Raw genomic sequence first — 17934 nt, 5'->3', positions numbered from 1 at the left:
ATATTGCTACTTTTGCAAATATAAAAAAAACAAATAGTCCAATGTTGTTAGAGCATATTGATTTAAAGGAAACTTTGACCTGTTTTATGGTGTTATTTGCGGTAATTGATATTGTGGGTTCTATCCCGATTATCGTAAGTTTAAAGCAAAAATTTGGAAAAATAGAATCTGGAAAAGCTGCCGTTGTAGCAGGAGCATTGATGATTGCATTTTTATTCGTAGGTAAAAAAATCCTTAGTTTTATAGGGATAGATGTCAATTCCTTCGCTATTGCAGGGGCGTTTGTCTTATTCATCATTGCTGTGGAAATGATTTTAGGATTGCAAATCCAGAAAACAGAAGAGGTGAAATCTGCATCCATTGTTCCTATTGCATTTCCGCTTATTGCAGGGGCAGGAACGCTAACAACAACGCTTTCCCTAAAAGCAGAGTACCACGATATTAATATTATTTTGGGGATTATTCTCAACTGCCTTTTGGTATATGTGGTGCTGAAATCTGCCAATTGGATTGAACGAAAACTGGGTGTAGGAACCTTAAAGGTGTTAGAAAAAGTATTTGGAATTATATTATTGGCAATTTCTATTAAACTATTTACAGCGAATTTTGCACAATTATTCCAAACTTATGCTAACTAAATCTTAAATATTATGCAAAGAGTTTATCAAGTTTTTCTTGCAGTTTTTGTACTGCTTGTTGCCATCAATCTTTACGCGATAGAATGGTCCATCGGAGTATTGCACGAGGACAATACCAAGTACATCTTTTCTATTGTTGCAGGGATTGTGGGGATTTTGGTAGTGTATGTCCTCAATACTTGGTCTAAGTTGCCTCCTCGCAAATAGCCAAGTTTTTCAGAATAGCTTCCGATTTTAGTTCGGTTTCCAGCCACTCCTTTTCGGGGTGGCTTAGTGCTGTAATACCACCGCCTACATACAGTGAGGCACCATCAGGGCGGAACTCTCCACAGCGGAGATTTACGAAATAGAGTATTTCACTTTCAGTTTCTACACGGATGTAGCCAGCGTAAAATTTTCTATCGTGTTTTTCCAATTTTCGGATGGCTTCTTTACAAATGGTTTTAGGAATACCACATACCGCAGGAGTAGGATGAAGCTCAGAGATGAGCGATTCCAAATCCTTGGGAGCAATAAAACTTTTAAAATCGGTGCGAAGATGTTTGATGTTTCCAGAGATATGGTCGTAAGTTTCAGAGATAGAAAGTGTTTCGCTGTATTGTTTTAAAATATTTTCAATGAATTGGGTAACGGGTTTTTGTTCCTCGATTTCTTTTTTGGTCCAAGTTCCACTGATGGGAATGGTGCCCGCAAGGCTCATTGTTTCAAACTCAGAAGTCTGTTTGTTGTATTTTCCTAAAAGCTCGGAGAAAGCTCCCATCCAGCAGACTTTGTCATTCAGAAGATAGACAAAAGCATTGGGATAGCTGTTGCAGAGATTAAGGAAAGTCTGGGTTAAAGAAATGCTTTTAGAATCTGAAATCTGAGTAAAACGAATTTCTTTTTTTCTGGAAATTACCAATTTTTGCAACTGCTGTTCATTGATAAATTGGATGGCTTGGGTTATTTTATTCAGATAGGTTTCGCGACTTTCTTCCTCTTCTGCGGTTTCAATAGGTTCAAGATGAGATGATAATAATGGTTGGCTCAGCAGGGTTTCTGCGGATATTTCTTGCATTTCACCAGAAAAGCCCAGCCTTGTAGCTTCATCAAAAGACACCCACTCCACAGAGTTTTCATCTGTAGAGTTGAGGTTCAAAGTATAGAATTTGTCATCGTATGGTAATCTGAAAATTACCATTTTAGCTCAATTTATTTAGAGGAATAATGTTATTGGTCATCGTGGTATGATTGGTAAGGTTGCCTCTTTCATCACGAATTTCAATCTGTGAAACGTGGATGGTATGCCCTTTGCGGATAAAAGTAGCTTTCCCCGTTACGATGCCATCTTTTTTAGCTCTCAGATGGTTGCTATTGATATTGGTGCCTACGGGAGCAAATTTTTCCGTATCAATGTGAAGCACGGAAAGGCAAGAGCCCAGCGTTTCTGCAAGAGCCACATTTGCTCCACCGTGCAAAATACCATAAGGCTGATGCACCCTTGGCGTTACGGGCATTGTAGCAGTAAGAGAATCATCATCTACATCTACAAATGTGATTTCTAGGGTGTGCCCCAATGTTTCAGTACCCCAATTATTGAGTCTATCTAAGATTTCTTTTTTTCTTTCTTCTGTCATTAGATGTTTAAATTAAATTGAAAAAAATGAATTAACCATTAATAATTAATAATTAACCATTAACTAGCTAATCTCCGGATTCCAGTTTTCAGGAACTTTTGGATGGATGTCATATTTCTTATAGTAATCGCTAATTTTTTTTAGGATTTCCTCATAGGACATATTCTGAATTTCCTCAAAAGGAATTTGATAACCAAGATAAATGATTTTTCGTTTGAAATCTCCCGCTGCCAACACCATCGGTACTTTGGCAGTCATTGCCATATGGTAGAATCCTTTTCGCCATTTAGGAACCCAACTTCTGGTACCTTCAGGGGTAATTACAAGGCTAAAATCTTCTTTTTCAAATTGTTTAGCTACAAAGTTTACCAAATCGTTTTTTTGAGAACGGTCTATACCAATGCCTCCCAATCCCTTTACTATACTGCCGTACCAAGCTTTAGTATGAGCATCTTTGATGATGATTTTCAGGGGTTTTCCCAATTTCCAATAGGCAAAATTACCGAGGAGGTATTCAGAATTGTGGGTATGTGGAGCCACCACCAAGATGCAGCGGTCAAGGTTGTTCACATCACCGTGCAATACCACTTTCCATCCCATTAATTTGAGTATCAGGCTACCAAGAAGTTTTTTCATTTGTTTAAAATTTTATTAAAAACCAAACCCTCACTGAGAGATATTTTTTACAAATATATTGATTTTATCAGGTTCGTATCAATAGAGGAAGGATAATTTTTTTCTATGATATGATAAATCTCAAACTCTATGATGATGCCTATTTTCTCAATAAAAATTAAATTTGTGAAAACCAAAAAAATAATAAAATGAGTTTTTCTACAGATTTAGAAATTGCCCAGAGGGCAGATATAAAACCAATTAAAGATATTGCGAAAAAAATCAATATTGCAGAAGATGATTTGGAATTTTATGGAAAATATAAAGCCAAATTGCCATTGTCATACATTGATGAAGAGAAGATAAAACAGTCTAAACTCATTTTGGTCTCTGCCATCAATCCAACCCCAGCAGGAGAAGGCAAAACAACCGTCTCTGTAGGGCTTTGTGACGGACTGAATAAAATTGGAAAAAATGCTGTGGCCGTACTTCGTGAGCCGAGTTTAGGGCCTGTTTTTGGCATCAAAGGAGGAGCTGCAGGAGGGGGGTACGCTCAGGTGATTCCTATGGTGGATATCAATCTACATTTTACAGGCGACTTTGCAGCCATAGAAAAAGCTAACAATCTGCTTTCAGCACTAATAGATAATAACCTTCAAAACAAAAAATATAGCTTAAATATAGATCCAAGAACCATTGTCTGGAAAAGGGTAATGGATATGAATGACCGCTCACTCCGTCACATTGTAGTTGGCTTAGGCGGTTCTACCAATGGCATACCAAGAGAGGAAGGATTCAATATCACGCCAGCATCAGAAGTGATGGCAATTCTTTGTATGAGTAAAGATTTTGAGGATTTAAAACAGCGTTTGGGAAATATCTTCATAGGTTATACATACGATAAAAAGCCAGTCTATGCCCGAGACTTGAAAGCAGAAGGTGCTATGGCAATATTGCTGAAAGATGCTATAAAACCCAATCTGGTGCAGACCTTAGAAGGAAATCCAGCCATTCTTCACGGAGGACCTTTCGCCAACATCGCCCAAGGTACCAATACCATTATTGCGACGAAAATGGGACTTTCTCTTGCTGATTTTGTAGTAACAGAAGCTGGCTTTGGAGCAGATTTAGGAGCAGAGAAATTTGTCCATATCAAGTGTCATTATGCGGGCTTTAAACCAGCTGCTATGGTAATTGTAGCCACGGTAAGAGCATTGAGATACCACGGAGGTGCTAAAAAAGGAGAATATGAACATCCTAATATGGAAGCCCTTACCAAAGGAATTGATAACCTTAAAAAACATATTGAAAACTACACCAAACTGCAATTGAAACCTGTGGTGGCTATCAATCGCTTTGCTACCGATGCAGAGGAGGAGCTGGCTTTCATCCAATCCGAATGCGAAAAAATGGGTGTGAAAGCCATTATTGCAGAAGAGTTTACCAAAGGAGGAGAGGGAATGATAGATCTGGCAAACGAAGTGGTAGCCGCTACAGAAACTTATGGTAACAACTTCCAACCTCTATATGATGTGAATGAAAAGGTGGAGGATAAAATCCAAAAAATTGCAACTGAAATCTATGGTGCCGATGGCGTGGTTTATTCTCCAAAGGCTAAAGCCAATCTGAAAGTGATTTACGATTTAGGCCTAGATAAAACCCCTGTATGTATGGCAAAAACACAAAAATCTCTATCTGATGATGAGAAGAAAATTGGGCGTCCTGAAGGGTTTAAAATCACCGTTAGAGAATTTGAATTTGCCGCAGGAGCAGGCTTTGTGATTCCTATCCTGGGAGATATGATGAGGATGCCAGGGCTGCCCAATATTCCAGCAGCCGAAGGAATGGACATCGATAAAGATGGTAATATTACAGGATTGAGCTAAGAAAATATGGAAGTTTATAATTTTGAATTTCAGTATAATATCTGTGTTGGTAAAGCTTTTTTGAATATGTGATGTGATTTTTGGCACAGTTTTTCCAATGTAGAAGGAACGTAAAATTTTAAAATTATGAAAACAATTAAGAAAACAGTTTTAGCATTAGGAGTAGTAACGGCAGGTTTAGTAAGTGCACAGAGTGCAGATATGACGAATATGCTAAAAGTAGGAGTGAATGCTGGTTTTGCAGTGCCAGCAGAGAATGCATCAGCGAAAATCGGGATTGATGTAGCATATCAAAATTTAGTAGTACCAGGTTTTGGTTTAGGTATTGCTACGGGGTACAATCATTATTTTGGTAGAGAGAATGGTTCTATCAATAACAATGATTTCGGAGTAGTGCCAGTAGCTGCTTTACTAAGAGTTTATCCTAAAAAAACAGGTTTTTACTTCGGTGCTGATTTAGGGTATGGTTTTATCACGGGAAGTGATAGAGTAGCTTCTAATATGACTGTACAAAGACCAGATGGTGGGTTTTATTTGAAACCAGAAGTCGGTTTCCACAATAAAGATTGGAACTTTGCGGTACAGTATCAAAAAGTTTTCACTGGGGATAAAGGAAAAATCGGAAACCAAGATTATAGCGTAGGTGCTTTGGGAGTAGGTGTTTCCTATAATATTCCATTAGGTAAATAAGTTTTAGAAACTAATTTTTTAGACCTTTCTCGTAATTGAGAAAGGTTTTTTTTTGATGGTAATGAAAAAACTACTACCTTTACGAGCAAACTATATGTTATGAGTTCCAATATAAAATTTCCACTATATTCACCAGGAATCAACTGTGAGGTTAATAAAAATTGCACAATTATTGCGGCTGACCTTCGTAAGGAAGAGAGTACCTTAGCGGTGTACGAAAGCAAGGAAGGGAAAGTGTTTCAAAAAGTTGAAGTAAAATACACTACGCCAGACTTTGCATCATTTGCAGATTTATTACAAAGTTTTATAGAAGACAATGCCTTGCAAGGTGTTAAACGACTTTCAGTAGCCGTTCCTGGTCCGGTAATGGATAACATTTGTGAAACTACCAATCTCCCTTGGATAGTCAATTTAAATGAAGTAAAAGAGCAATTTAATTTTGAAAAAGCCTTTCTTATTAATGATTTAAGGGCTACCGCCTATTGCTTGGCAGATAATTTGGAAAGTGATTTTGAAGTTTTGCATACTTCCGCCCATAGTAGTACAGGTAATGCCGCTATCTTGGCTCCTGGAAATGGTTTAGGCGAGGCAGGCTTGTTCTTTGATGGTAAGTTTCTCCATCCTTTCGCTACCGAGGGAGGGCATACAGAATTTTCACCACGCAATGATTTTGAAGTCGGTTTTTATCATTTTATGAATAAAATCCACGGTATTGTGACTTGGGAAAGCGTCCTTAATAAAAGTGGTATATATAACATCTATCGTTTTTTAAGAGATGTAGGAAGACACCGTGAAGAGGCGTGGCTTAGTGAGAAAATCCAAAATAATGACTTTATCGATGTGCTGGTGGAAGTAGGGAAAGAAAAATCTTCTCGCTTGGTAACACTTACATTGCAAACTTATTTGGAGTACCTTGCAAGAGAGGCTAATAACCTGACTTTGAAACTGAAAGCAACAGGAGGACTCATCATTACAGGAGAAATTATAGATAAAATTTATTCCTTGATAGATAAAGACGAATTTTATAGAAACTTTATGGTTTCAGATAAGATGGAACATCTGCTGCGGGATATTCCTATCCTGATAATGAGAAATCAAAAGGAAATATTGGAAGGTGCAGCATACTATGGCATCTTTATTGAAGATGACCTTCACGATTAATTAAATAATTTTAAAATAATGAAAAAAATCATTTTAGGAGCTGTCCTTATGAGTGGATTGGCGTTTGGACAAACTAAGAAAGTAACTTCATCTTCTGTTAATTGGTGGGGGTACAAGATGGCTAAAACCGAAGCTTCTCAGCATTATGGTACGGTAGCCGTGAAATCTGGAGAACTTGTGTTGAAAAATAATAAAGTAGTAGGAGGTACTTTTGTTTTGGATATGAACTCTATCAATGCAACAGACATTACGGGGGAAAGACAAACAAAACTGAACGCTCACCTCAAGAATGGCGATTTTTTTGAAACAGATAAATATCCTACAGCGGTTTATAAAATCACTTCTGTGAAACCTATTAAAGGAAATACTTATCAAGTGAATGGAAATCTGACTGCTAAAAATAAAACTAATCCTGTTTCTTTCCCAGCAACTATTACCGTGAATAAAGGTGTGGTAACGCTGAAATCTGAAAAATTCAGTTTTGATAGACAGAAATTTGACATCGCTTATCAATCTGCAATGAAAGATGTGGTGATCAAAGATGATGTGGATATGAAAGTAGAAGTGGTAGCCAAATAAATCCATCATAAAAGAGCAAAATTTTTTTGCTCTTTTTCTTTATCTAAAATCTATGAAGGTCTATATTGTTAGTGGTTTGGGAGCGGGTTTCAAGGTTCTGGAAAAACTGAAATTTCCCGAAGACATAGAACCCGTTTTTTTAGATTGGCTCCTTCCCGAGCCAGAAGAATCTTTCCCTCATTATGTACAGAAAATGGCAGATAGGATAGAAGATTCTGAAGATTTTTATCTTTTGGGATATTCTTTCGGAGGTATTGTGGTACAAGAAATTCATAAGTTAAAACCTGCCAAAAAGGTCATTATATTGGGAAGCATCAGGTCGGATAAAGAGAAATCCATCCTAATCAAATTGGGCGAGTGGTCTAAGCTTCCCAAGTATATTCCCTTGAAATATTATGATGAAACCTCTTCAGCTCTATATGCCTATGTTGCCCGTTTTTTTGATTTGAAACATCCTAAAGTACAGCAATATTTCCAAGTGAGAGACCCGTATTATCTGAAATGGAGTATTGATAAAATCTCCGAATGGAAGTTTGATGCTCTGCCCAATGTTATCCAGATTTTAGGGGATAAAGACGCGATATTTCCCATTAAAAACTCAAAACCTGATTTTGTAATCAAAAACGGAACTCATCTTTTCCCAGCTACCAAACCAAGGGAAGTTTCAGAAATCCTTTCTAAAGTTCTTTCTTCTAAGTAAATCTTATTTTATTGCATATAGTGGATAAATTTTATTATTTTCACGCTCGAGAAGAATGATCAATTTTTAAACTAAATTTTTTAATATAAAATGCAGTCAATCAGTGTTTTTGAAATTATTAAAGTAGGGATAGGACCTTCCAGTTCGCATACAATGGGGCCGTGGAATGCTGCCGAATTGTTTCTTGACCTTATAAAAAGGACAAAATCCTTGCAAGAGGTGGACGAAGTTTTTGTGGAGTTTTTTGGCTCATTAGCAAAAACAGGAATAGGACACGGGACAGACATTGCAGGAATGCTGGGACTTTCAGGGGAAAATTTCAAGCTGATAGATACTACGCTGATTGATGAAAAAATTAACCACATTAAAACTTCACAGAGGTTGAATCTGGGAGGGGAGAAGGAGGTGCCATTCATCTATGGAAAACATCTGGTACTGAATATGAAAGAATCTCTGGAGCATCATCCTAATGGAATGATTTTCAAAGCTGTTTTTAATGATGGTAGTTGTTTAGAGCAAGATTATTATTCTGTAGGAGGTGGTTTTGTGGCTACTAAAGAAGAAAATTCTATTGAAAACTATTGTGTAAGAACGCTTTACCCGTGTCATAATGGAAAGAGTATTCTCAGGTATATAGAGCAACTTGGCTTACAAAGGGTTTCAGATTTGGTATATCTGAATGAAGAAAGCTGGAGAAGCCAAGAGGAAACCAATGCGGAAGCGTTGTACATCTGGCAACAGATTAAAGAATGTATTTATAAAGGTATTAATAAGGAAGGTACTTTGCCAGGAGGGCTCAATGTAACCCGAAGAGCCGCAGGATTGAATAGGAAATTGCTAAACGGAAAGTCATATCATTCTATGGAAGAATGGTTTAGCTTGGTAGTAAATGAGGAAAAGACCTTCAATAATATCAATAAATGGGTATCTTGCTTCGCCTTAGCTGTGAATGAAGAAAACGCCAGTTTTGGAAGAATCATCACGGCGCCTACTAATGGTGCAAGTGGCGTAATCCCTGCTGTACTGATGTATTCCCAAGCCTTTACCGAGCATACATCAGATGAAGATGTTATTCGGTTCTTATTGGTGGCGGGAGAGATAGGAACTTTGTTTAAGAAGAATGCTACCATATCTGCTGCTATGGGAGGTTGCCAAGCAGAAATAGGCGTGTCTGCCGCTATGGCAGCTGCGGGGCTTACGGAGATTATGGGTGGAAGTCCAGGGCAGGTGCTGATGGCAGCAGAGATTGCTATGGAACATCATTTGGGGCTTACTTGCGATCCTATTGCGGGATTGGTGCAGATTCCTTGTATAGAAAGAAACTCTATGGGGGCAATAAAAGCCATTACAGCAGCCAATATCGCGATGGAAAGCGACCCTACCAAGGCAAGAGTAACCTTAGATGAAGTGATACAATCTATGTGGGATACGGCACAAAGTATGAACGAACGCTTTAAAGAAACCTCCGAGGGCGGACTGGCAATTGCCGTAAATGTACCAGAGTGTTAAGTGAAATATAAAATACTTATAGAACTTAATAAAAAAGTCCCTCGCCTTTAGCCATAAGCATCTACACATTTATTTGTGTTTTTATCAAGAAAAATTAGAAAAGCACTCAAAACTCAAAACTTGAGTTTGGTTGACAGTTGCTAGTTGTTGGTTGACAGTAGTTCCCCTTCGGGGGACAGGGGGTTAACTCAACACTCAACACTCAACACTCAAAACTATAAAAAGAGCCAACCTCCGAAAAGATTGACTCAATTTTTGAAAAGATCGAGTCGATTTTTAAAAAGATTGACTCGATTTTTTTTACGCATTAGTCACGCTCAAATTTTACCGTAGAAAGGGCGTTTTTGAAAAGCGTACCTGGGGTAAATACCACCTTTACATTTTTTATCATCGCCGTGTTAAACTCCTTCTCTGTAGCGGCTCCTTCAGAGCTTAGCGTAAGGCGAAAGCTGCCAAAATCACCGAGTTTTACGCTCTTGCCTTTCAAAAGTTCTTTGGGGATTTCTTGCAAGAGGTTTTCTATGGCATTGGCAATGTCTCCCGTGGTAAGCGAGGATTTATCTGCAATGTTACCTGCTATTTCTCTTTGCCCTACCGTGCCTTGGTTTACGGCGTTGGCATACCATTTTTTGCTATCCCTATCTTGGGGATTGGCTTTTTCTACCAGTTTGTATTTCATATTTTTAGGATTTTATTGTGTTAATGTACGATGTAAAATGTATATGATACATTATGTTTCTTTAATCTTTTATGCAACGAATTGGAAAACCATTTGGACGCAAGTACCAATAGTTATCACTACCCTGAACCGTACTTTGAGTAGATGTAAAACGTAAATCCCAAGCTCCTAACGCATTATATCCTTGAGAAGTACGATAAAAGGCTTTTATCGACTGTTCTTTTAAAATCTTACCATATACATTTACAAATCCTGCTGCAGGAAGTTTTAGATCTTTTTCTGTCCACATCTTATTCGTATTACTTATAGTAGTAGAACCAGTAATACTGCTATGAAGAGTTCTTAACTCAGCTAAAGCAGGTGTATGCCATCCAGATGGGCAAGGGTCATTAGCCAGGGTATAATTAGCTGGATTATAATGGTTAGAATTTTGGTTAGAATATACCAATGTACCTGTAGTAGCACTAGACCAGTTTATCAGTTCGTGACCATCGCTGTTTCTACCAAATTCATATAGAGACCCATAGGCGCGGTAGTCTTTCTTTATCTGTTCGGTAGTAGGGTCTACAATAGGATTTCCTTGTGCATCTAATGCTCCAGCTTGGCGGTTAATATCAAAATAAGGAGAATCTACACGAGAATATTCTGCTCCTAGGTTATTACTAAGCCACATTTTACCATCTGGCCCTTGCATAGGTAGATAAACAAACCTATGGTTATATTGCCCAAAAGTTTGCTCATTAAATTTTTTATCTGGAATACCACCCACTCCTTTTATCACTACTTGGGTAGTAGAGCCGTTTATATCCACAGGAAAAGTGGCTATCACATATTCTTCCCCAGGGGATAAAAGCTTTACTAGATACTCCCCATCGCCATCTACAGTAATAGTCCCTTCTAATACACCAGATACACCAAAGTTTCCTTGTGGGATGCTAAGGGTAAGCTGGTTGGTATCATTATTTTGACCTTCTGCTGTAGGTTGGGTATTGCTAAATGCAGCGTAAGACCCCTGCCCAGATGTATATGGGAGGCGTATTTTTAACGGATTGGTATTGTTTATTTTCCCTTGTATGGTAGTCGTATTATACACCAAAGAAAGTACATAGGTAATATTCTCTGGTAAAAAAGTAGCCGATCCATACCCCACTTGGGTACTTTGCGTAGCGGTAAGCCCCAGCCTATCAAAGTTGGCAATAAGTGTTCCTAATTCTGGGGTTCCACTAAGGATATAGCTAAGGGTAGTTTCTGCTCCTGAGGCTAAACTCACATTGTTATGGGCGGCACCGTTTACACTCACATTACTCCCACCGTTCACTATGGATACGGCATTGGAAAGGTTGATATTATTTACTGGGAAAAAACTGTTATTAACCAGTTTAAACTTTACTGTATTTGTAGAACTTAGCGGTACCCCACCAATATAGGCTCCCGTAAACCCTGCAGGTGCAACGCTAATGTTTTGAGATTGTGAGCTTCCCACATCGGGGATACAATTCCACTGATGCACACCATTTACCACACCAAAGTACATTTCTAGACACTTTTTGGTAGTGTTATAAATCATAGTACCTTCTTGTGTATCCGTCCACTGCTCTCGCTCCTCTGTAGAAAAACTCGGAAACATCACCCCCTGAGATTGGTCAGTAGGGAGGTTATCGTGTCGGCTAACTTCCAATGCTGCTTTGGGATTCATTGTATTAATCCCCACTCTACCGTCTTGGGCACTAGCCAATCCTGTTACCAGTAACCCTACTAAAATAAATTTTCTTTTCATCTTTATAAATTTTAAGTTTTGAATCAGCCCCTTGTCCCCCGAAGGGGGCAAAGACGCTAATACTATTATTTTTTTAGTTTGTTTATAATTAACCATTGACCATTAATAATTAATAAACGACCATCAACCAATCCTTCCCCCTTCGGGGGAAAGGGGGTTGAAGGCTTTTGGATAGTAGAATAGCCCAAAAAATATTTTTTGGGCTTATTTTTTATTTCAAAATTATTTTTGTAAAATACGCACAGGCACGCGTCTATACTAAGGTATAGCGACGGTGAGTCTGTGTGTGTGTGTGTGTGTGTGTGTGTGTGTGTGTGTGTGTGTGTGTGTGTTTACACAATTATCCGAAACTACAAAATAATTGAGGTAGTTTTTTGCATTTTTTTGTTGTAATATGTGGATATTGTGTGTCATAAGAATGGGGCAAAGGTAAGACTTTTTTGGAAATGAGCAAATTAAATTTTAGTTTTTATCCCCCTAGCCCCCGAAAGGGGAACTACCAACAACTGTCAACCAATTTTAAGTGTTGAGTGCTGAGTTTTTTTGAAGAAAGAGGAAAGATGAAAGAACAAAGAGAAAAGACTTTTTTCTAACATTTAACCTCTAACTTTCTAGCTTCTTAGCAAATAACCATCAACCGACAACTAGCAACCGACAACCATCAACTATCAACCAAACTTAAGTTTTGAGTGCTGAGTGTTGAGTTCACCATCAACTGACAACCAGCAACTGTCAACCAAACTTAAGTTTTGAGTTTTTACCAGCAACTATTTAACTTCTAACCTCTAACCTCTAACTTTCTAGCTTCTTAGTAAATAACCAACAACCGACAACTAGCAACTATCAACCATTTTGAGTTGGTTTACAATTAATAATTTACCATTAACAATCAGCTAATCTTCAGCTTAAACCTGAATCACACCCAGATTAAATTTCTCCGTAATCGGGGCATTATTGGCAGCTTCTATCCCCATAGAAATCCATTTGCGGGTATCTTCTGGATTGATGATGGCATCCGTCCAAAGTCTTGCTGCCGCATAGGTAGCTTCAGTCTGTTTTTGGTATTTCTTTGTAATGGTGTCCAAAATCTCTTGATGCTCTTCTTCAGAAATCACCTTACCTTGTTTTTTCAAGGTAGATTCTTGGATTTGAGCCAATACCTTTGCGGCTTGTGCTCCTCCCATCACGGCTAGCTCTGCCCACGGCCACGCCACAATAAGTCTTGGGTCGTATGCTTTTCCACACATTGCATAGTTGCCTGCTCCATAAGAGTTTCCTGTAATCACGGTAAACTTAGGCACCACAGAATTTGATACTGCATTCACCATTTTAGCGCCGTCTTTGATGATGCCGCCGTGCTCAGATTTTGAACCTACCATAAAGCCCGTTACATCTTGCAAGAACAATAATGGTATTTTCCTTTGGTTACAATTGGCAATGAATCTGGTCGCTTTATCCGCTGAATCTGAATAAATAACACCTCCAAACTGCATTTCTCCTTTACCACTCTTTACCATTTTTCTCTGATTGGCAACAATTCCTACTGCCCAGCCATCAATTCTTGCTGTGGCACAGACAATAGATTTGCCATAATCTGGTTTGTATTCCTCATATTCAGAGTTATCTACCAAGCATTTGATGATGTCATAAGTATCATACTGCTCAGTTCTAGAAGCTGGCATAATGCCAAAAATATTGGCTGGATTTTCCTTTGGTGGTACACTTTCTATTCTATCAAACCCTGCTTTATCTGCATTACCAAGGGTTTTCATTATTTTTTTTATTCTATCCAAAGCGTCTTTATCATCTTTCGCTTTGTAATCAGTAACGCCAGAGATTTCACAATGCGTGGTAGCACCGCCTAGCGTTTCATTATCTATATTCTCTCCTATTGCGGCTTTCACCAAATAGCTTCCCGCAAGGAAAATAGAACCCGTTTTGTCTACTATCATCGCCTCATCACTCATTATCGGGAGATAAGCACCGCCTGCTACGCAGCTTCCCATCACCGCAGAAATCTGCACAATACCTGCCGCACTCATCTTGGCATTGTTTCTGAAAATTCTTCCAAACATTTCTTTATCTGGGAATATTTCATCTTGCATCGGCAAATACACTCCCGCAGAATCTACTAGATAAATGATTGGCAAACGGTTTTCCATAGCGATTTCTTGGGCTCTAAGGTTTTTTTTGCCCGTGATGGGAAACCACGCTCCTGCTTTCACAGAAGCATCATTAGCCACTATAATACACTGCCTACCAGATACATACCCCATCACCACTACAACACCTCCACTTGGGCAACCGCCGTGCTCCTCATACATTTCATATCCAGCAAAGGCACCTATTTCTATAAACTCAGATTTCTTGTCTAATAAATACTCTATGCGTTCTCTGGCGGTCATTTTACCTTCTTCGCGAAGTTTCTGCAACCGTTTCTCTCCACCACCTTTTTTGATTTCTCCGTAGATGCGATTGATTTCGGAGAGTTTTAGTTTATTTACATCTTCTCTTTTATTAAATTCTAAGTCCATATTTTTAATTAAAAATTTTTGCCCAAAATATGAATTTTATTTGATATTGAAAATAAAATCCTGAAAAAAAACACTCTCACTCATATCTCATTATTCTTTTTCAGTTAATATCACTGCTACTGTCATATCAATAAAAAAAAGTACCTTTGTCGCGTTATGGAAACAAGGGAAAAAATCGTCATCATAGGAGGTGGATTTGCTGGATTACAACTGGCAAAAACATTGAATAACAAAAACAAAAAAATCATCGTGATTGATAGGATGAACCATCATATGTTTCAGCCTTTATTCTATCAGGTGGCCTGCGGAAGGATAGAACCTTCCAATATTTCCTTTCCTTTCAGAAAGATTTTTCAGCGTTCCAGAAATACTCAATATAGAATGACGGAGGTGCAAAAAATCCTTCCTGAGCAAAATAAAATCGTTACCGCAGATGGGGAATTTTCTTACGATAAACTCATTATCGCTACAGGATGCAAAACCAATTTTTTTGGCAACGAAAAAATGGAACAACTCGCCTACGGAATGAAAAATACCCAAGAGGCCATCTCTATTAGAAATCATATCCTTCTCACCTTTGAGAAGATGATTATTGAAAAATCTAGGACAGATGATGGCAATTGGAACATCGTCATCGTAGGTAGTGGCCCTACAGGGGTGGAGCTGGCAGGGGCATTTGCTGAAATGAAAAAAGACATCTTGCCTAGAGATTATCCTAATATGAATTTTGATAATCTGAAAATCATCCTCATCAGTGCTACAGATAAACCTCTGAATGTGATGAGCCAAGAAGCACAAAATAAATCAGAAGCATATCTGAAGGATTTAGGTGTGGAACTGATGGCAGGCGAACGCGTTACAGACTACAATGGCGACCGCGTGTTTCTAGAAAGTGGAAAAGAAATTCCATCGAACAATGTCATCTGGGCAGCAGGGGTAACGGGCAATGTGATACCAGGGCTTAATCCCGAAATAATGGTTCGTAACCGATACAAAACCGATAGATACAATCGTGTAGAGGGATATGATAACATCTTTGCCATAGGAGATATAGCGTATATGGAAACGCCAAAATATCCACAGGGACATCCACAGGTGGCGAATGTTGCCATTAATCAAGGAAAGAATTTAGGGAAAAATCTATTGAAAAAATCTACAAACCAATGGCAAGAGTATGAATATGAAGATCTTGGTTCTATGGCTACCATCGGAAAGCATCGTGCAGTGGTAGATTTACCCAAATGGAAATTTCAAGGGATTTTTGCGTGGTATTTTTGGATGTTTCTGCACTTAATGCTCATCCTTTCTGTAAGAAATAAATTGGCGATTTTCTTCAACTGGATGTGGAGCTATTTCAACCGAGATTCCTCGCTTCGTTTAATTATTTTACCAACTAAAAAGAATATTACCCAACAATGAGAATAGATATCATCAGCGTATTACCAGAATTGATGGAAAGCCCCTTTAAAACCTCTATCCTAAAAAGGGCTATAGAAAAAGGATTGGCAGAGGTGCATTTTCATCAGCTTAGAGATTGGAGTATAGGCAAGCATAATCAGATAGATGACGAAATCTATGGCGGTGGTGCAGGAATGGTAATGATGGTGGAACCCCTAGACAAATGCATCAGCGAATTGAAATCTCAAAGAAACTATGATGAAATTATCTATCTAACGCCCGATGGCGAAACGCTTAATCAGAAAATAGCCAATACGCTTTCTATTAGAGATAATTTGATGTTCGTCTGTGGGCATTATAAGGGAATAGACCAAAGAGTAAGGGATTTGCACATTACCAAAGAAATTTCCATAGGCGACTATGTCCTTACGGGTGGGGAGTTGGCCGCCTGCGTGCTGGCAGATTCTATCATTAGGCTATTGCCAGGGGTGCTGAATGACGAGCAAAGTGCCTTAACGGATAGTTTCCAAGACAACCTTCTATCCCCCCCCATCTATACGCGTCCTGAGGAATACAAAGGTCTTAGAGTACCCGAAATTCTTTTGAGTGGCAATTTTCCCAAGATAGAAGAATGGCGTTATGAAGAAGCTTTAAGAATCACCAAAGAGCGAAGACCAGATTTGCTGGGGGATTAATCTAGATTCCGCAAACATATTTTGCTACTTCTCAAAATCAAAACTCATAATGATAAAATCTGGTGGATAAACACCTTGAATTTATGGTATGAAAAGCACAAAGAGTATATCAATGAAAAAACTATCAATCCTGAAACAGGAAGGTATTGGTACACTCAAAAAGATGAGAAGATCTTATTTTAACAACAATAAAAAGTGAGTATTAACATTGAATTTTGAGGAGCGTAAAAGTTTATTCTATAAATTTGTAATCCAAAAATTGCACTTGGGGGTTGAATCTGCCTATCAATAGAAGCCCTCGGACTAGGTTGCAAATATCAGCAATTTATTATAAAGCGTTTCATAATATTTTTAGTATTTTTGTGGCGTTCTTTAATAAACTCATCACAACAATGATTACAACCGACTTACTCATCATCGGAGCGGGGCCTACGGGGCTTTTTGCCGTTTTTGAAGCAGGATTACTCAAGATAAAATGCCATATCATAGATGCATTGCCACAACCAGGAGGGCAGCTGGCAGAGCTTTATCCTAAAAAACCAATTTTTGATATCCCTGGTTTCCCAAGCATTAATGCAGGGGATTTGGTGGATAATTTGATGGAGCAAATCAAACAGTTTCAGCCAGGGTTTACATTAGCAGAAACTGCTGTGAGCCTTACCAAAATAGATGAAGATTGGTTTGAAGTAGTTACCAATAAAGGGACGGTACACCGTGCCAGAGCTGTTGCCATTGCGGGTGGACTGGGAACTTTTGAACCAAGAAAACCAGAGCATTTAGAAAATTTGGCTCAGTTTGAAGAAAATGGTGTGGAATATTTCGTCAAAGACCCAGAGGTTTTTAGAGGTAAAAAAGTAGTGATTGCAGGTGGTGGTGATTCAGCATTAGATTGGAGTATTTTTCTTGCCAATGTAGCCAGCGAAGTTACTTTAATCCACAGAAGAAATAAATTCCGTGGAGCGTTGGACTCTGTAGAGAAAGTTCAGGCTTTGAAAAATCAAGGGAAAATTAATCTGATAACCCCTGCGGAAGTGGTGGCACTGAAGGGCGAACAAACCTTAACGGGCATCACCGTAGAGAGAGAGGGGGTACAAGAAGAGATTACAACGGATTATTTTATTCCATTATTTGGGCTTACACCAAAGCTGGGCGAGCTAGCCAATTGGGGACTTGAAATTGAGAAAAATGCCATTAAAGTAAACAATGAGTTGGACTATCAGACCAATATAGAAGGGGTATATGCCATAGGTGATATCAATACTTACCCAGGAAAATTAAAACTGATTCTCTGTGGCTTCCACGAAGGAACACTGATGTGCCAGAGTGTGTACAATAGGCTGAATCCTGGGAAAAAATATGTTCTGAAATACACTACAGTAAGTGGGGTAGATGGTTTTGATGGCAGCAGAAAAGAAGCAGAAAAAGCAGTTGTAAAGAAAATAGATTAATCTTATAAA

General features: G+C 38.5%; 17 protein-coding genes. 11 read left to right on the top strand and 6 right to left on the bottom strand.

All coding sequences use genetic code 11. The annotated features are described in order from the left end of the window. Positions 1-41: 41 nt before the first annotated feature. Together ACFFUE_RS06130 and ACFFUE_RS06125 are read left to right on the top strand one after the other, a co-directional pair. Complete coding sequence (locus ACFFUE_RS06130) at positions 42-638, top strand: MarC family protein (RefSeq protein ID WP_376833583.1); 597 nt, start codon at positions 42-44, stop codon at positions 636-638. Positions 639-650: 12 nt separating this feature from the next. Continuing rightward, the gene (locus ACFFUE_RS06125) at positions 651-845 is read left to right on the top strand and encodes a hypothetical protein (RefSeq protein WP_327984488.1); all 195 of its coding nucleotides are present in this window, start codon (positions 651-653) and stop codon (positions 843-845) included. Here the strand turns inward: ACFFUE_RS06125 and ACFFUE_RS06120 are convergent. The 3 genes from ACFFUE_RS06120 to ACFFUE_RS06110 all read right to left on the bottom strand — a co-directional run bounded on the left by ACFFUE_RS06120 (position 823) and on the right by ACFFUE_RS06110 (position 2890). Further along, entirely contained in the window at positions 823-1818 is a 996-nt protein-coding gene (locus tag ACFFUE_RS06120) for a chorismate-binding protein (protein ID WP_376833580.1), read from the bottom strand. The two genes, ACFFUE_RS06125 and ACFFUE_RS06120, sit on opposite strands and share 23 nt — an antisense overlap. 1 nt (position 1819) lies before the next feature. After that, positions 1820-2254, bottom strand: coding sequence for a PaaI family thioesterase (locus ACFFUE_RS06115; RefSeq protein WP_327984490.1), 435 nt, complete (start codon positions 2252-2254; stop codon positions 1820-1822). A 63-nt stretch (positions 2255-2317) separates the two neighbouring features. Then, on the bottom strand, positions 2318-2890 hold the full coding sequence (locus tag ACFFUE_RS06110) for a 1-acyl-sn-glycerol-3-phosphate acyltransferase (protein WP_376833577.1): 573 nt from the start codon (positions 2888-2890) through the stop codon (positions 2318-2320). 188 nt (positions 2891-3078) lie between these two features. On the opposite strand from ACFFUE_RS06110, the gene ACFFUE_RS06105 reads away from it, so the two are divergent. The 6 genes from ACFFUE_RS06105 (at position 3079) to ACFFUE_RS06080 (ending at position 9394) form a co-directional block, all read left to right on the top strand. Then, entirely contained in the window at positions 3079-4755 is a 1677-nt protein-coding gene (locus tag ACFFUE_RS06105; RefSeq protein WP_376833574.1) for a formate--tetrahydrofolate ligase, read from the top strand. Between the two features lie 126 nt (positions 4756-4881). Continuing rightward, on the top strand, positions 4882-5445 hold the full coding sequence (locus ACFFUE_RS06100; RefSeq protein ID WP_376833571.1) for a hypothetical protein: 564 nt from the start codon (positions 4882-4884) through the stop codon (positions 5443-5445). A 99-nt stretch (positions 5446-5544) separates the two neighbouring features. Next, entirely contained in the window at positions 5545-6606 is a 1062-nt protein-coding gene (locus ACFFUE_RS06095; RefSeq protein ID WP_376833569.1) for a glucokinase, read from the top strand. Between the two features lie 18 nt (positions 6607-6624). Continuing rightward, entirely contained in the window at positions 6625-7185 is a 561-nt protein-coding gene (locus tag ACFFUE_RS06090; protein WP_376833566.1) for a YceI family protein, read from the top strand. A gap of 52 nt (positions 7186-7237) precedes the next feature. Continuing rightward, positions 7238-7885, top strand: coding sequence for an alpha/beta hydrolase (locus tag ACFFUE_RS06085; protein ID WP_376833563.1), 648 nt, complete (start codon positions 7238-7240; stop codon positions 7883-7885). A 90-nt stretch (positions 7886-7975) separates the two neighbouring features. After that, the gene (locus tag ACFFUE_RS06080) at positions 7976-9394 is read left to right on the top strand and encodes an L-serine ammonia-lyase (RefSeq protein ID WP_376833560.1); all 1419 of its coding nucleotides are present in this window, start codon (positions 7976-7978) and stop codon (positions 9392-9394) included. A gap of 307 nt (positions 9395-9701) precedes the next feature. On the opposite strand, the gene ACFFUE_RS06075 is transcribed toward ACFFUE_RS06080, so the two are convergent. From ACFFUE_RS06075 to ACFFUE_RS06065, 3 genes are all read right to left on the bottom strand, one after another. Continuing rightward, a complete protein-coding gene (locus ACFFUE_RS06075) occupies positions 9702-10073 on the bottom strand; it encodes an HU family DNA-binding protein (RefSeq protein ID WP_376833557.1) in 372 nt (123 codons plus the stop codon). 61 nt (positions 10074-10134) lie between these two features. Further along, on the bottom strand, positions 10135-11850 hold the full coding sequence (locus ACFFUE_RS06070) for a phage tail-like protein (protein ID WP_376833555.1): 1716 nt from the start codon (positions 11848-11850) through the stop codon (positions 10135-10137). 905 nt (positions 11851-12755) lie between these two features. Then, entirely contained in the window at positions 12756-14384 is a 1629-nt protein-coding gene (locus ACFFUE_RS06065; RefSeq protein ID WP_376833552.1) for an acyl-CoA carboxylase subunit beta, read from the bottom strand. Positions 14385-14540: 156 nt separating this feature from the next. Between ACFFUE_RS06065 and ACFFUE_RS06060 the strand changes: the two genes are divergently transcribed. The 3 genes from ACFFUE_RS06060 (at position 14541) to ACFFUE_RS06050 (ending at position 17925) form a co-directional block, all read left to right on the top strand. Next, on the top strand, positions 14541-15803 hold the full coding sequence (locus ACFFUE_RS06060) for an NAD(P)/FAD-dependent oxidoreductase (protein WP_376833550.1): 1263 nt from the start codon (positions 14541-14543) through the stop codon (positions 15801-15803). Further along, a complete protein-coding gene (gene trmD, locus ACFFUE_RS06055; protein WP_376833548.1) occupies positions 15800-16477 on the top strand; it encodes a tRNA (guanosine(37)-N1)-methyltransferase TrmD in 678 nt (225 codons plus the stop codon). Before ACFFUE_RS06060 ends, trmD begins: the two co-directional genes overlap by 4 nt. A 392-nt stretch (positions 16478-16869) precedes the next feature. Continuing rightward, positions 16870-17925 (top strand): NAD(P)/FAD-dependent oxidoreductase, encoded by a 1056-nt coding sequence (locus tag ACFFUE_RS06050; protein WP_376833546.1) that lies wholly within the window; start codon positions 16870-16872, stop codon positions 17923-17925. Positions 17926-17934 lie beyond the last annotated feature (9 nt).

It is taken from the genome of Bergeyella porcorum (assembly GCF_042427575.1).
Taxonomy (GTDB): domain Bacteria; phylum Bacteroidota; class Bacteroidia; order Flavobacteriales; family Weeksellaceae; genus Bergeyella; species Bergeyella porcorum.
Note: the sequence above shows the minus strand (reverse complement) of the source record. Positions and strands in the feature narration are given on the sequence as shown.